Below are 14,441 nucleotides of genomic sequence, written 5' to 3'. Positions count from 1 at the left end.
GATGCCGTGCGACTAACGCCTTTTACATCGATTCAACGCCATTATGACCAGAAACAAACACCCAACACCAGCACTTAGTGCTGAATAGGACTCACCAATTATCCTGCTGAAACACTCAGGTTGGCACTCGGAAAACCCTCTGGAACCGTAAACGCACCAGAGGGTCGTATCGAGGCGCTGGAGGCAACAAGGTTTAAGAAGCCCACCCGCTTATCGGGTGGGCACGGGCCCGGACGGCCCAGTGCAAGAGACGCGCACTCTTAGAGGATCACGCGGGTGTGACGGCCTCCCCAGCCACCTCGCCCTGAACACCGATGACACCAAGCTGAAACAGGCACCGAGCCTCCGCCTGGGTATTGACGCCTTCAGCCACCACCTTGAGAGGCTGGTGGGAAACCACCTGGCTGAGGCTGGTGATCACCAACTGGCTATCGGGTCTGTCTTCGACCTGGTGCACCAGGCTGGGATCCAGTTTGAGCCAACTCAGCGCCAGATCGTCGATGTAGTGGGTTCCCTCCACCGTATAACCAACGCCATCCACAGATAACTGCACACCGAGGCGCTGCCATTCCCGAAGGCGGGGGATCATCTGATCCGCATACTGCACCAACTCACGCTCATTCACCTCGATGATCAATTGGGTTCGCCGCACCTGATAGTTGGCCAGCAGCATCATGATCGATTTGCCAAAACGGGGGTGGAGCACCGCCTCGAACGCCAGGTTCACTGTAACTGGCTCCTGCCAACCCTGGCGTTGCATCTGCTGCAGCGCCAGGGCCAGCAACTCCCGCTCGACCATGGGGATCAGACCACAGCGCCGGGCCATGGGCCGGTACAGCGAGGCCCTCAGTACGTTCCCCTGATGATCCCGTATCCGACTGAACATCTCTCGCCCCAGCAGATCCCCTTCCGGGCCCACGACAGGCTGAAACCGAGTAATGAAATCACGACGGCGCAGGGCCCCCTCCAACAGGCTGCGCCAACGCACAGATCCCTGAGCCAATTCCCGATCGACCGCCCCCTTATCGTACATAAACCAGTTACTTTCACCCTGCAGCAAAGCAGCGCGCAGCGCCTGCTCCGCTTCCTCCAGGGCCAGCTCCAAGGGTTGGTCTGGCGCATAATAGGCTGCACCAATATGCAACAGGTTCTCGCCATCGGCCCCCGCTGGCAAGCTGAGACGACTGGCGAACTGATGCAGCTTTTTCACCAGAGACTCAGCTTCCTTCAAGGGCAACACAGGGATCACCAACCCCAACTCCAGCCAGTGCAGCCGGGCGAACACCGCGTCCGTGTGTTCCCGTACCAGGGGGGTACAGTAGTCGATATACTCCTGCAGCACCCACAGTCGCACTTGAGGTGTCAGGGCTTGCAAGCCACCAAACTGCAGCAGGCAGATCACCCCCTGGCTACGAAACTGTCCCCCGGGAGCCAGGGAAGCCAAACGGGTATCAAAGAACAGACGGTTGCCCAATCCAGATTCGGGATCCAGGCTGGCATTAGCCCGGATCTGCCGGTCCAACTCCAGCTTGGCACTGCGCTCCCGTCGCCACTGGCGATGGAGTTTCGCCAGGGCGCGTCCGGCGACCAGGGGGCGTTCCCCCCGCTTCGGCGTCGCCGCCGCCTCATAGTCGCCGTTATTGATCTGGCTGGCCCGCCGTGCCAACAACTCGATCCCGGCCATCTCCCCCTTAAGCCAGCGTCGACCAAACCACACCACCCCCAAGGCCATCATCAGGCCGAAGCTGACCATCAACCACTCCTGGCGGCTGAATGCGGGCACCAAGGAGGGTCGCTTGAGCACCACCTTCAGCTCCAGATCATTGCTTAGGTGCCTCTTGTAATGGGCCGTGGGCACGTCATAGATCCGGTTTGGCAACCATTGGTATATCTCTCTGCCATCCTTAGACAGGGTGAACTGCTCCGCCTTGAATCCCGCCAACAGGTCCGGTAACCAGGGCTGCATCTGCTCCAGGGTCACCCCACGAGCGTATTGAGTCTCCATCAAGGTGACCAGGGCATCCACCGAGGTGCGCCGATTTTGCTGGGTATGGGTATAGCTGGCGGTCCAGGCACTGAGCAGGAGGCTCAGACAGACAAACAGCAGGGAGGCGACCCAGAATTGGATCAAGCGCTGAGTCTGTTCACGGTTCTTTTTCATGGTGGCTCCTGCCGGCATCCCTTTATCGCAGATCAGGCCCTCACGAGGGCGGCTCAATACTCATTGGTGATCAGGTTTGCCCTGTGCGGCCACAAAGTCAATGAGCAAACCCGTGGCGCAGAGACAAAGAACCCCGCACAAGGCGGGGCTCTGTTAAGCAACTGCCAAAGAGGCTTGCTCAGAACGGGATATCATCATCCCAGCCTTCATCCAGATCCGGCGTGAAGCTCTGGGGCTGCTGCTGAGGCTGCTGGGCTGGCTTGGCGGCCGGTTGTGGAGCCGCCTGCTGCGGAGCTGGACGGCTTTGCTGACCCCCCTGGAAACCGCCTTGCTGCTGGCCGCCTTGGTAGCCACCTTGCTGCTGACCGCCCTGGAAACCACCTTGCTGCTGGCCACCTTGGAAACCACCTTGCTGACCACCCTGGAAGCCGCCTTGCTGCTGGCCGCCTTGGTAGCCACCCTGCTGACCGCCACCGGCACCACGGGAATCCAGCATCTGCATCTCGTTTGCCACGATCTCCGTGGTGTAACGGTCCTGGCCGTTGTTGTCCTGCCACTTGCGGGTCTGCAGTTTACCTTCAATGTAAACCTTCGAGCCCTTTTTCAGGTACTCACCCGCAATCTCAGCCAGGCGGCGGAACATGACGACGCGATGCCATTCGGTCCGCTCCTGGCGCTGACCCTGCTGGTCTTTCCAGGATTCGGAAGTTGCTACGGTAATGTTGGCGACTGCGTTGCCGTTCGGCATGTAACGCACTTCCGGGTCCTGCCCCAGATTGCCAACCAGGATCACTTTGTTGATGCCACCGGCCATCGATCTCTCCAACGGATTTGGTCTAATTTACAGCCGTACAGGGTACCATAGCCCAAGGGCAAGGATCACTCACCTTGTGCACCTCAATAGGGAGATCTCGCCCTCAATGACTCAAAGTGGCTTTGGCCTGGTCAATATCAAAAGGATCCTCCACCTTGAGGTAAGCCGCCTGCTGCTCTGGGATCAGGATCACCTCAACCACACCGGGCAATCCGGACAGGGTCGCCGCCAGTCGATCCGCCTCCCGGTTACCGCTGATTTGGGTATCCAGAGTCACGCTGCGCAGCTTGCGCGGCTCCTGCATCGACCACATCAGCCCCAGCCACAGGACAATCAGCACGGTACATAGCTGGAACACGCCCTGGGCCCCAAACTGGGTATAGAGCACCCCACCGAGCAGGCCACCGGCAAAGGCGCCGAAAAATTGGGCGGTGGAGTAGATCCCCATGGCCGACCCCTTATCCCCCGGTGGGCTGATCCGCGAGATCAAACTGGGCAGGGCCGCTTCCAGGTAGTTCAGTCCAACGAAGAAGAGCACCACGCCGCCCCCCAGGGCCCACACGGAGTTCAGCTGAGTCGCCATCAGCGCCGAAGACAGGCCCATCAGGAGGATGGCGAACAGGAAGGGCCCCCGGGTCTGACCCCGCTTCACCCCGTAAACGATGATGGGTACCATGAGCACCAGGGCCAGCAGCATCGCCGGCAAGTACAAGATCCAGTGACGATCGGCGGCCAGACCCGCCTCCACCAGGGCGAGAGGCAGGGCGACAAACAATGACGTGATCAGCAGATGGAGGATCATGATGCTCAGATCGAGCCGCAGCAGGTTGGGATCCTGAAGCAGCTGCTTCAGCCGGGCCGGCACGGCGATGAGATCCCCCCGCGGCGCCTTCTGCACGGCGCTGGGCACCAAGGCATGGACCACCGCCAGCGCCAACAGGGCCAGTACCGCCGTCAGGCCAAACAGACCGTTGATCCCGATCCAGCCCGCCAGCACCGGGCCGGAGATCAGCGCCAGGGTAAAGGCGATGCCGATGAAAGATCCGATCACCGCCATCACCTTGGGCCGCTGCTCATCCCGGGTCAGATCCGAGGCCAGCGCCAGTACGGCCGAAGCGACGGCGCCCGCCCCCTGCAAGGCACGGCCCAGGGCCACCAGGTAGATGGAGTCTGCCAGGGCCGCCACCAAAGAGCCCAGGGCAAACATCAAGAGGCCGAGGGTGATCACCGGCTTGCGCCCCCAACGGTCGGACGCCAGCCCCGCGGGGATCTGCAACAGGCCCTGGGTCAGGCCATAGGCGCCGATGGCGATCCCCACCCAGAGGGGAGAGAAACCTTCCAGTGACTGACCATAGGTGGCCAACACCGGCATGATCAGAAACAGGCCAAACATCCGCAGCCCATACACCCCGGCGAGGGAGAAGGCAGCGCGTTTCTCAATGGAATTCAGTCCTTGGCTCAAGTAAAGCTCCTGGGGTTCACGACGGTGAGTTCGATTGGGGCAACAGTGTATCAAAAGTTACAATCCTGTAGCGTCCCTTCAAACAGAAATGACAAGGAAGGAGGCTAAAAGCGATTGCGTCGATAGACAACCGTGTTGGCGATACGCTGCCGACCTTCGCTCAGTTATGCGATACTGGTAACACTTTGATCTTTGAATAGCCGGCTCGATGGACAAAATAGAAGTAAGGGGCGCCCGTACCCACAACCTGAAGAACGTCAACCTCACCATCCCTCGTGACAAGCTGACGGTGATCACGGGTTTGTCCGGCTCCGGCAAATCCTCTTTGGCGTTCGACACCCTCTACGCCGAGGGGCAGCGTCGCTATGTCGAGTCCCTGTCGGCCTACGCGCGGCAATTCCTCTCCCTGATGGAGAAACCGGACGTGGATCATATCGAGGGGCTCTCTCCGGCGATCTCCATCGAACAAAAATCCACGTCCCATAACCCCCGTTCCACCGTAGGCACCATCACCGAGATCTACGACTACTTGCGTCTGCTCTACGCCCGCGTCGGCGAGCCCCGCTGCCCCACCCATGGTGAGCCCCTGGCCGCCCAAACCGTCAGCCAGATGGTGGACAAGGTGCTGGAGTTGGAGGAGGGTTCCAAACAGATGCTGTTGGCCCCTGTGATCCAGGGACGTAAAGGGGAGCATACCAAACTGCTGGAGAGCCTCGCCGCCCAGGGCTATATCCGCGCCCGTATCGACGGTGAAGTCTGCGATCTGTCCGACCCGCCAGCCCTGGATCTGCACGTCAAACACACCATCGAAGTCGTGGTGGATCGCTTCAAGGTACGGGCCGATCTGCAGCAGCGCCTGGCGGAGTCCTTTGAGACCGCCCTGGAACTGTCCGGTGGCGTGGCCATGGTGACCGCCATGGATGACCAGGGCAGCGAACCGCTGATCTTCTCCGCCAACTTCGCCTGTCCCGTCTGTGGCTACTCCATGGCGGAGCTGGAGCCGAGGATCTTCTCCTTCAATAATCCTGCAGGGGCCTGCCCCACCTGTGATGGCCTGGGGATCCAGCAGTTCTTCGACGAGGAACGGGTCGTGACCAACCCGGATCTCTCCCTGGCGGGGGGCTGTATCCGCGGCTGGGATCGGCGCAACTTCTACTACTACCAGATGCTGCGCTCCCTGGCGGAGCACTATGAGTTCGACATCGAAACCCCTTGGAAAGAACTGCCTAAACAAGTCAAAAAGTGGGTCCTTGAAGGCTCGGGCCGGGAAACCGTCGAATTTAAGTACGCCAACGACCGCGGTGACGTGGTGGTGCGCAAACACCCGTTTGAGGGGATCCTCAACAACCTCCAGCGTCGCTACAAGGAGACCGAATCCAACGCGGTGCGGGAGGAGTTGGCCAAGTACATCTCCACCGATCACTGTCGCAGCTGTGGCGGCTCACGACTGAGAGAAGAGGCCCGCAACGTCTTTGTCGGGGAGACCCCCCTGCCCGAGCTGACCGAGTGGTCCATCGGGGATGCCCTGATCTGGTTCGAACAGCTCGAGTTCGTCGGTCAAAAAGCCCAGATCGCCGAGAAGATCCTCAAGGAGATCCAGGATCGCCTGGGCTTCCTGGTCAACGTCGGCCTCAACTACCTCAACCTGTCTCGCTCCGCCGACACCCTGTCCGGAGGTGAAGCCCAGCGGATCCGTCTGGCCAGCCAGATCGGTGCTGGCCTGGTGGGGGTCATGTATGTCCTGGATGAGCCCTCCATCGGCCTGCACCAGAGGGACAACGAGCGCCTGCTCAACACCCTGATCCACCTTCGGGATCTGGGCAATACCGTGCTAGTGGTGGAGCACGACGAGGATGCGATCCGGGCCGCCGACCACATCATCGATATCGGTCCAGGTGCCGGGGTCCACGGGGGCGAGGTCGTCGCCGACGGCACCCTTGATGACATTTTGAGCAGTGAGCGCTCCCTAACCGGCCAATATCTATCCGGTAAGCGTTCTATTGCCATTCCTAGTGAACGGACGCCCTATGATCCCAACCAGGAGATCCAGCTGTTCGGGGCCAGTGGCAACAACCTCAAAGCGGTGAATCTTGCCATCCCAGTGGGCCTGATGACCTGTGTTACCGGGGTCTCCGGCTCCGGCAAGTCCACCCTGATCAACGACACCTTCTACAAGATCGCCCATCGCGAGCTCAACGGCGCCACAGTTGAGGAGCCGGCCCCCTACGAGCGCGTGGAAGGGATGGATCACTGCGACAAGGTGGTGGACATAGATCAGTCCCCTATCGGTCGGACGCCACGCTCCAATCCGGCGACCTACACGGGGATCTTCACCCCCATCCGGGAGCTGTTCTCCGGCACTCAGGAGTCCCGGGCCCGGGGCTACAAGCCCGGACGCTTCTCCTTCAACGTCAAGGGCGGACGCTGCGAAGCCTGTCAGGGCGACGGGGTGATCAAAGTGGAGATGCACTTCCTGCCCGATGTGTACGTACCCTGCGATCAATGTAAGGGCAAGCGCTACAACCGGGAAACTCTGGAGGTGCTGTACAAGGGCAGAAGCATCCACCAGGTGCTGGAGATGACCGTCGAAGAGGCGCGGGAGTTTTTCGACGCCGTCCCAGCCATCGCCCGCAAACTGCAGACCCTGATGGATGTCGGCCTCTCCTACGTTCGCCTGGGGCAAAGTGCCACCACCCTGTCCGGCGGTGAAGCCCAGCGCGTCAAGCTGGCCAAGGAGCTGTCCAAGCGGGATACCGGCAAGACCCTCTATATCCTCGATGAGCCCACGACGGGGCTGCATTTCCAGGATATCCAGATGCTGCTGGATGTACTCCATCGGTTGCGGGACCATGGCAATACCGTGGTGGTGATCGAGCACAACCTGGACGTGATCAAAACCGCCGACTGGATCGTCGATCTCGGCCCGGAAGGTGGCGCCGGCGGCGGCACCATCCTCACCACAGGCACCCCGGAGCAGGTCGCCGAGTGCCCCGAGTCCCATACGGCCCGCTTCCTCAAACCCATGCTGGGTTAAGCAACCTGCAGGCTCATTAACGACAAAAAGACAATGCGGCGTCCCTGAGACGCCGCTTTTTGCCTCTCTCCCCGCCCTATCCCACGCTCCGTTTTGGAGCCGCCCCAAGCCTCAGCCCCCCTCATAAAGATCAAATAACATTGAAAAAAAAGACTTTATAAAGCGAATCCCATTTGCAAATGACGCTTGATAATGTGATGTGGCGCACATATCTTGTTCAATAAAAGCGCGCGGAGGGAAGGACATGCAGCAATCTCAGAGTGAAGCGTACCAACACCGACAGATCGGCATGACCACCATCATGGTGCTTTGGCCCCTGATGGTCTATTCAGGCGCCCTCTATCTGCTCGACGTTCCTGGTGCCTGGGGAGGGCTGGTGCTGTTGGTGATCACCGTCATGCTGCTGCTCTCCTCCATGACGGTACAACTGCAAGATCAATCTCTTGAGCTGCATTACGCCTTTGGCTTCCAGCGGCTACGCCTGCCCCTGGCAGCGATCAAGTCTGTGCAGACGGTAGAGCTGCCCTGGTACCGGGGGTTGGGGTTGGGTCTCAGTGGTTCGGAGCGGATCTACTGGGTGAGTGGCTCCAGCGGCGTACAGCTCCAACTCGAGGATGGGCGCCGTGTCACCCTGATCAACGACGATGCGAAGAATCTGCACCGGGCGCTGATCCGCCACAGTGTCGGCGGCTAGCCAATGCCACGCTAGCGGGGCTCTCAGTTGACACAGTTACACCCTTAGATAGATCCGTTTCAGCATCCAGGGCGTCACCAGGGTGGTGATCACCGCCATGATCACCACCGCCGAGAAGATGTGGGTGACCACAGGGGTATCGCCATTATCGAACAGCCCCGCTTTCAGGGCGATATCGGCGATCACCAGCTCTACCGCTCCCCGGGCGCTCATGCCAACCCCGACCGCCGTCGACTCGGGCCAGGACAACCCCATACAGCGGGCCGCAATTCCGGAGCCGAGAAACTTGCCAGCAAAGGCCGCCACCAGCAGACAAAACACAAACAGTGGCACCTCAATCAGGGCAGTAAAATCCAGGTGTAGGCCGACAGAGGCAAAGAAGATAGGCGCCAGGAAGCCAAAGGTCATGGCCGAGGTCTTGGCCCGCACCGAACGATAAGCTTCCTCATCGATGGTATTACGGCCGAAGAACAGCCCTGCCATAAAGGCACCGACGATAAAGTGAAGCTCAAGCAATTCGGCCAGCACGGAGAAGGCCAAGGCCCCGAGCAACAGGGCGCTGAACTCAAACTCCTTCTGCTTGATCAGGCCGATAAACCGCCCACCGAGAGGATAGAGGAAGACCCCGATTAGGCCGGTGATCAGGAAAAACAACACCACCTTGAACAGCAGGGTCCCGATCATCACGCCACTGGTGGGCTCGCCGCCGATCAGGGCGGTCAGCCAGGCCAACAGGATCAAACTGAGTACGTCATCAAACACCGCCGCCGAGATGATGATCTGCCCTGAGGGGGAGTCCAGCTTCCCCAGATCCATCAGGATCCTTACCGTGGCTGGCACGGCGGTCACCGCCAGGGCCGCCCCCAGGAACATCGCCTGGGCCAGCCGAGCGTCGGATTCGGGCAGGAACAGGTAACCCAGCCCCACCCCCAGCCCCATGGGAATGAACATCCCCATCAGGGCCACCACCAGGGCGCCCTTGGAATACTCCACCAGACGGCTGGGCTGCAGTTCCACCCCGGCAAAGAGCATGATAAAGAACATGCCGAGATCTGTGATGGTGCTGAATACCGGGCTGGTTTTCAGTCCGGCGATCTGAGGCAGGATCTCCTGGTATTGTGCGGCGAATGTCCCCAAGGCGATACCGGCCACCAGCTCTCCCATCAAACCGGGCTGACCTATCCGCTCGGCCACTTCGCCAAAGGCTCGGGTAGTGACCAGCAGCAACAACAGGATAAAGAAGAGTTCCATAGCGCCTCGGGCGGCAGAGCATGATCAATTCGAGACAGCCAGAGTCGGCTGTATCCGCGATTAAGCATAGTCAACTCAGCGGATTGGGAGGCAGTGAACGACTAAAGGTTCAGCTTCTTGTCCTCTTATAAAGCCGTCTCTTCATAGCATCCTGCAGCAACAAAGCCCCCTCGAACGGCCAGGAAACCTTGACGGACCATCGAACGCTAATCGCTCTGCACTTGATCCAGATCAGCCCCTGTCATGAGATCGAATTGGAAGCCTCAACAATCATGAATAAGATCAACAGATACACCTTCACACCGTGACCAAGGAGGGGAGATGGACTGGCAGGCCTTTCGCCTTTGGCAAACACAGATGATCGAGGGAAGCCAACGAAATCACCCCCTCCCCCTGGCCTTTTTGATGGAGTACTTTGGTACCGAATTTGTCAGCCTGCTCCACAGAGAAGCAAGCCATCGCCAGCTCTGGCTCACCTCCGCCTGGCACGATCCCGACAAACTGCCGGAGGCCACACTGGAACAGGGTTTCCAATGCAATCTCAGGTATGGCTGCCGATTCGATCCCGACACCCAGATCCAGCTGACCATCCATCGCGAGAAACCGACCTTTGATGAAAAGGAGCGACAGGCACTGTCCCAGATCGCCCATTCGCTTCGCCCCTGGGCGCTATATCAAACTCAGCAAAGACGCGCCTCAGCACTGCATGCCCAGGCCCTGTCAGCATGCCTGAGCGCCGACTACCCCCTGCCCGAGCCAACGATAGGACAACTCACCCCCACAGAGTTTCAGATCCTGCAATGGATGCTTTGTGGCTACAACGGCAGTGAGATCGCCCGACGCCGCGGTGTCAGCAAAGAGACGGTGAAGAGTCAAATAAAGAGCCTGCTTCATAAAACAGGCTCTCCCCATCAAAACGCACTGTTATGTCACTACTCCAGCTGCAGTCCAGATCTTACTCGGGCGTAACCAAGCGTACGGCAATGGCATAACCCTGCTCAGCCTCCTCACCGCTTTGGCTATACAAGTTCACCATGACATCACGGCTGGCATTGATGGCCCAGTAACTGTAATCCCCTTCAGCCTGTTCAACATCAACCAGTAAACCCGCCTCATTCAGCGCCATCCTGGCACGCCAGGGACCGTCCCCAGGCTCACCGGAATCGGTCAGGTGGTCGCCGACAACATTACCTTGCTCATCTATCACGACACTATCGATATGGTAGGCAAACCCTTCCGCGGCCATGCTCCCTTCCGGTGGCAGGGTGACAGAGTGCACCTGCCAGGTACCGGCAAAATCGCTCAGTTGCGGCTCACTTGCCTGCTTGAGCAGGGTAACCAAGCCCCACAGGGTGTCATTATCGTCACCAATATCGGCCAGCAGCAGGAGATCCTTGCTGCGGGACAGATACAGCCAGTCTGCATAGTCCTCATCCTGCCAGCCGTCCCCATCTGCGTCCTGCTCGCTGCCAACCGGCACCCGTTCATCCAGGATGGATACACTGCCGTTGTCCATCATCACCAGTTTGAGGGGCTCCTCTTCGGGATCCGTGACAAACAGTTCGCTCAGTACCGCTTCTCCTGAGCCGTCGATCACCAGCTTATCCAGGTAAACCATCGGCAGATCTATCTGACCCCCCTGGCCTTTTTTCGGCAGCTCCATACCAAAGCTGAACCAGCTGCCCGCCAGATCGGCCTGTTCATACTCGGCCGCCAGCTTGATCATCAGACCCAGCTCACTCTCGGGATCCTCGCTGTCATCCCCCTCGACAAAGGCGATCTTATCCTTGCCGGCACTCAGCATCGCCCCCGTTACCTCGAACTCAGCCTCCTGCGTCTCCTTGACCAGCAGTCGCCCCTTGGCATCCACACTCAGCCAGAAAGGATCATCATCCAGTACCGCCCCCGAGACATGATCCTCTTCGACCCCAAAACCATCAGCATCAATGTTGTAGCGGATGGCATCATAATCCATCACATCGATGGGGCTCTGGCTGGTCCGAACCGGCAGGGTCGCGGTGACCTCGAACCAGCGGCCCGTCAGATCGGCTTGCTGATAGGCACGCTCTCGGACAAAGTGGGCCACGGCCTGCTCCTCGGAAACCAACTCCACCTCCAACTCCACCAATGCCGCCTCAGCATCCGCCTCAAAGGTCTCACTGGCCGGATCCAGACTGACCGTTGCCAAGGCGGCAACCATCTCAGGCTCCAGGGTAATGCCGTTATCGGGATCGCCATCGCTGTCCAGGCTTTGCAACAGCCTCAGGGTATTGACCACGGCCGGATCGCTGGGATCATCGGTTTGATAGAGCTCCATGGGGGTAATGGTGTCGCCACCGGCCACTGCGGGAAACTCAGTGCCTCCGAGGGAAAAGATCAGGTTTTCTCCAGGGTAATAGGTGAAGGTCCCCTTAATGTCGGTTGTTCCCGACTGGGTTTGGGTTTCAAAAGAGAGTCCCTCAACGGCACTGTCCACAAACACGCCATATTGCAGCTCAGGAGTCTCGGGTACTGGATCCGCCTTGTCGCTATCACTGCTGCCACAGGCAGCCAATAGCATCGCTGCGGCCGAGCTCAAGGCCAGCCGCCCCATCCTTGTCCTTGCTTTCATCTTTCCATTCTCCGTTAGCCATACCCCTTCAGTGTGGCCAGCAGATCACGCCTGGCCCATCCCCCGTCAGGGGGATGGGCTACAAGAACTTGTTTTGGATCAATATGCCAGGGGTGTGAAACGGGGCCACTCAGATCCTGTGGCGATCTCCACCTGGCGTCTACTCCACCGGCTCAAAGCTGAAACCCTGGCCGCCGATGCTGGCCTCATACATCAATCCTCCCTTGGCCATGGTGAAGACCGCCATCCCCCCACTGTAGCGATTCTCTGCCTGGGCGGCCCCGGCCCCGGCACTGGTGCCCTGGCTGCCCGCTTCAGCCGACGCGCCAACGGTCAGCGCGACGGCACTGGCCTGGGCCCCAAACTCAAAGTTGCCGCTGGTGAACTCGGCATAGGCATCGGCATTCTGGAAAAAGATGATCTGACTGTAGGCCTGGCCGCCAAGCTGGAACCCTATGGTCACCTGGGCCATCTTGCTGTTACCTGTGTGGATCCCACCCCGGTAGATCTCTCCACTGCCATAGGCACCGCCAATCCCGATTCCCCCCTTACCTATGGTGGGAAAGATCGCATAGCCGTACGCATTGGCAAAAAATGGATGGGTTGCAGGGGCCTCTTTAAACTTGGCGATGGCGTCGCTGACGCCGTCGGCCCACGCCCCGCCAGAGCAGAGCAGCAGACCCAATAGGAAATAGCGCGTCACAACCCTATTCATAAGGATTTCTCCCTCTAATCGTTAATAACTGCCACTTCAGTATATGCCCCTCTATCCGAAGGGGCGCTGCTCAGCTAATTGGACCACTCACTACCGGAAGGTTCGGCACAATAATCCGGGCAAAACGAAACACGGAGAGTTCGATATGCCTAGGAAAAGACTGATCGATTCAGAAGGAGTTGATGATCTCATGCTTAAACGTTCTGCTTTACCCCTTGCCCTGTTTGCCCTGCTCTCTCCGGAGATCCTGGCTCACGGTTATACCAGCTACCCAGCCGCCCGCCAGGTGATCTGCGCCGATGACGGTGGTGAATGGGGCTCACAAGACGGCTCCACTATCCCCAACGCGGCCTGCCGCGCCGCCTTTTTGGAATCAGGAACCTATCCCTTTGTACAAAAACACGAATTTGCCGCCAACGTTGAGGATTACAACAATCTTCAATCCGTGCAGGCGCGGATCACCGATGGGCTGCTCTGCTCCGCCGGCGATCCCCGCAAGAGCGGAATGAGCGTGGCCTCGGAACACTGGCAGCGCACTCCGTTGGTTCCCGGTGAAACCATTCAGGTCAAGTTTCGCGCCACGGCCCCCCACAACCCCAGCTTCTGGGAGTTCTACCTGAGTAATGCCGACTACCAGGCCGCCAATAAGCGGCTGGCCTGGGGGGATCTGGAGTTGCTGCAGAGCTATGGCAATGTGGAGATCAGCCAGATCGACGGCAGTGCCTACTACGTGATGGATCTGACCCTTCCCGCTGATCGCAGTGGCGATATGACCCTGCTGACCCGCTGGCAGCGCAATGACGCCGCAGGCGAAGGCTTCTACAACTGCAGCGATCTGCATCTTGCAGGAGAGCCCGTTTCTCCAAGCTGGTACAACCTGGGGCCCTTCGTGCTCAACGGCCAGACCGCCGAGGTGGGCCAGCAAGTCGAGTTTCGCCTATTGGCCGCCGATGGCAGCCTGCAATTGAGCGAATCCCTTGAGATCCAAAGTGGTGATCAGGACACCGAGATCTGGACCGCAGCCCTGGCCGATCGCATCAACCGGACTCACAGCAGCCAGGTGCTGATCGGCCAGAAAGGTGAAGAGGAACAGATCCTCTATAACGCTAACGATCTGTACGGTAACCGGGTTTATGCCCAGCAGCCCGACCAAACGGCCCAGCTGAGCATCCGTGATGGCCAGGGGGAACCTCAGGTGAGTGTCAGTGGCCTGGAAGATCGCTACCTCCTGGGGGCAAACAGCAGTGTTAAGATCCAGGCCCAAGTGTCAGTCAGTGGAGATCCTGCCGATCTGACACTCGAACTGCGTCAGGTGGATGGCAGCGTGCAGGACAGTGATCGCGCCGTCCTGAGCATCGGCACCGGCTCATTGACGGTCACCGCCCGGACTGAAGGCCAGGCCGAACTGCACCTGTTCCTAAACCAGGACGAGAACACGCGCCGCCTGCTGATGTTGAAACCCATCAGTGTTGAAGCCACCGGAGAGGATGGCTATGACTATGCCTACCCGGAAGGGATCGGCAGCTACCAGCCCGGTACCCGAGTGCTGGGCAGCGACGGCCTGATCTATCAATGTCGCCCCTTCCCCTACAGCGGCTGGTGCAATATTGATGCCCCGCATTACTACGCCCCCGGCTCCGGCAGCGACTGGGACGACGCCTGGATCCGCCTGTGAGACAAACAGGGCACCCAAGGGTGC

At 59.4% G+C, this 14,441-nt stretch carries 10 protein-coding genes; 4 read left to right on the top strand and 6 right to left on the bottom strand.

The genetic code is table 11. The annotated features are described in order from the left end of the window. Positions 1-268: 268 nt before the first annotated feature. The 3 genes from AC2D8U_RS14125 to AC2D8U_RS14115 form a co-directional block, all read right to left on the bottom strand. Positions 269-2,161 (bottom strand): EAL domain-containing protein, encoded by a 1,893-nt coding sequence (locus tag AC2D8U_RS14125; RefSeq protein ID WP_484619713.1) that lies wholly within the window; start codon positions 2,159-2,161, stop codon positions 269-271. Between the two features lie 178 nt (positions 2,162-2,339). Then, positions 2,340-2,975 carry a single-stranded DNA-binding protein gene (ssb, locus tag AC2D8U_RS14120; protein ID WP_484619712.1) on the bottom strand — a complete coding sequence of 212 codons (636 nt, stop codon included), beginning with the start codon at positions 2,973-2,975 and terminating at the stop codon, positions 2,340-2,342. A 103-nt stretch (positions 2,976-3,078) separates the two neighbouring features. Then, the gene (locus AC2D8U_RS14115; RefSeq protein ID WP_484619711.1) at positions 3,079-4,437 is read right to left on the bottom strand and encodes an MFS transporter; all 1,359 of its coding nucleotides are present in this window, start codon (positions 4,435-4,437) and stop codon (positions 3,079-3,081) included. A 208-nt stretch (positions 4,438-4,645) separates the two neighbouring features. On the opposite strand from AC2D8U_RS14115, the gene uvrA reads away from it, so the two are divergent. Further along, positions 4,646-7,471 carry an excinuclease ABC subunit UvrA gene (gene uvrA / locus AC2D8U_RS14110; protein WP_484619710.1) on the top strand — a complete coding sequence of 942 codons (2,826 nt, stop codon included), beginning with the start codon at positions 4,646-4,648 and terminating at the stop codon, positions 7,469-7,471. A 244-nt stretch (positions 7,472-7,715) separates the two neighbouring features. Beyond that, on the top strand, positions 7,716-8,165 hold the full coding sequence (locus AC2D8U_RS14105) for a hypothetical protein (protein WP_484619709.1): 450 nt from the start codon (positions 7,716-7,718) through the stop codon (positions 8,163-8,165). A gap of 36 nt (positions 8,166-8,201) precedes the next feature. Here the strand turns inward: AC2D8U_RS14105 and AC2D8U_RS14100 are convergent, their stop codons facing one another. Continuing rightward, a complete protein-coding gene (locus AC2D8U_RS14100) occupies positions 8,202-9,416 on the bottom strand; it encodes a cation:proton antiporter (protein WP_484619708.1) in 1,215 nt (404 codons plus the stop codon). A 321-nt stretch (positions 9,417-9,737) separates the two neighbouring features. Between AC2D8U_RS14100 and AC2D8U_RS14095 the strand changes: the two genes are divergently transcribed. Continuing rightward, a complete protein-coding gene (locus tag AC2D8U_RS14095; RefSeq protein ID WP_484619707.1) occupies positions 9,738-10,385 on the top strand; it encodes a helix-turn-helix transcriptional regulator in 648 nt (215 codons plus the stop codon). Here the strand turns inward: AC2D8U_RS14095 and AC2D8U_RS14090 are convergent. Together AC2D8U_RS14090 and AC2D8U_RS14085 are read right to left on the bottom strand one after the other, a co-directional pair. Continuing rightward, positions 10,372-12,027, bottom strand: a complete 1,656-nt coding sequence (locus AC2D8U_RS14090) for a hypothetical protein (protein ID WP_484619706.1) — start codon at positions 12,025-12,027, stop codon at positions 10,372-10,374. The two genes, AC2D8U_RS14095 and AC2D8U_RS14090, sit on opposite strands and share 14 nt — an antisense overlap. 160 nt (positions 12,028-12,187) lie before the next feature. Beyond that, positions 12,188-12,742 carry a YSC84-related protein gene (locus tag AC2D8U_RS14085; protein WP_484619705.1) on the bottom strand — a complete coding sequence of 185 codons (555 nt, stop codon included), beginning with the start codon at positions 12,740-12,742 and terminating at the stop codon, positions 12,188-12,190. A 190-nt stretch (positions 12,743-12,932) separates the two neighbouring features. Here AC2D8U_RS14085 and AC2D8U_RS14080 point away from each other — a divergent pair, with 190 nt between their 5' ends. Continuing rightward, the gene (locus AC2D8U_RS14080; protein ID WP_484619704.1) at positions 12,933-14,417 is read left to right on the top strand and encodes a lytic polysaccharide monooxygenase; all 1,485 of its coding nucleotides are present in this window, start codon (positions 12,933-12,935) and stop codon (positions 14,415-14,417) included. Positions 14,418-14,441 lie beyond the last annotated feature (24 nt).

The sequence above is a fragment of the Ferrimonas sp. YIN67 genome, from assembly GCF_057219095.1.
Note: the sequence above shows the minus strand (reverse complement) of the source record. Positions and strands in the feature narration are given on the sequence as shown.

Coding starts and splice junctions, on each gene's coding strand:
- AC2D8U_RS14080 (WP_484619704.1), top strand. CDS start 12,933: ATGCTTAAACGTTCTGCTTTACCCCTTGCCCTGTTTGCCCTGCTCTCT.
- AC2D8U_RS14125 (WP_484619713.1), bottom strand. CDS start 2,161: ATGAAAAAGAACCGTGAACAGACTCAGCGCTTGATCCAATTCTGGGTC.
- AC2D8U_RS14085 (WP_484619705.1), bottom strand. CDS start 12,742: ATGAATAGGGTTGTGACGCGCTATTTCCTATTGGGTCTGCTGCTCTGC.
- AC2D8U_RS14105 (WP_484619709.1), top strand. CDS start 7,716: ATGCAGCAATCTCAGAGTGAAGCGTACCAACACCGACAGATCGGCATG.
- AC2D8U_RS14090 (WP_484619706.1), bottom strand. CDS start 12,027: ATGAAAGCAAGGACAAGGATGGGGCGGCTGGCCTTGAGCTCGGCCGCA.
- uvrA (WP_484619710.1), top strand. CDS start 4,646: ATGGACAAAATAGAAGTAAGGGGCGCCCGTACCCACAACCTGAAGAAC.
- AC2D8U_RS14100 (WP_484619708.1), bottom strand. CDS start 9,416: ATGGAACTCTTCTTTATCCTGTTGTTGCTGCTGGTCACTACCCGAGCC.
- AC2D8U_RS14095 (WP_484619707.1), top strand. CDS start 9,738: ATGGACTGGCAGGCCTTTCGCCTTTGGCAAACACAGATGATCGAGGGA.
- ssb (WP_484619712.1), bottom strand. CDS start 2,975: ATGGCCGGTGGCATCAACAAAGTGATCCTGGTTGGCAATCTGGGGCAG.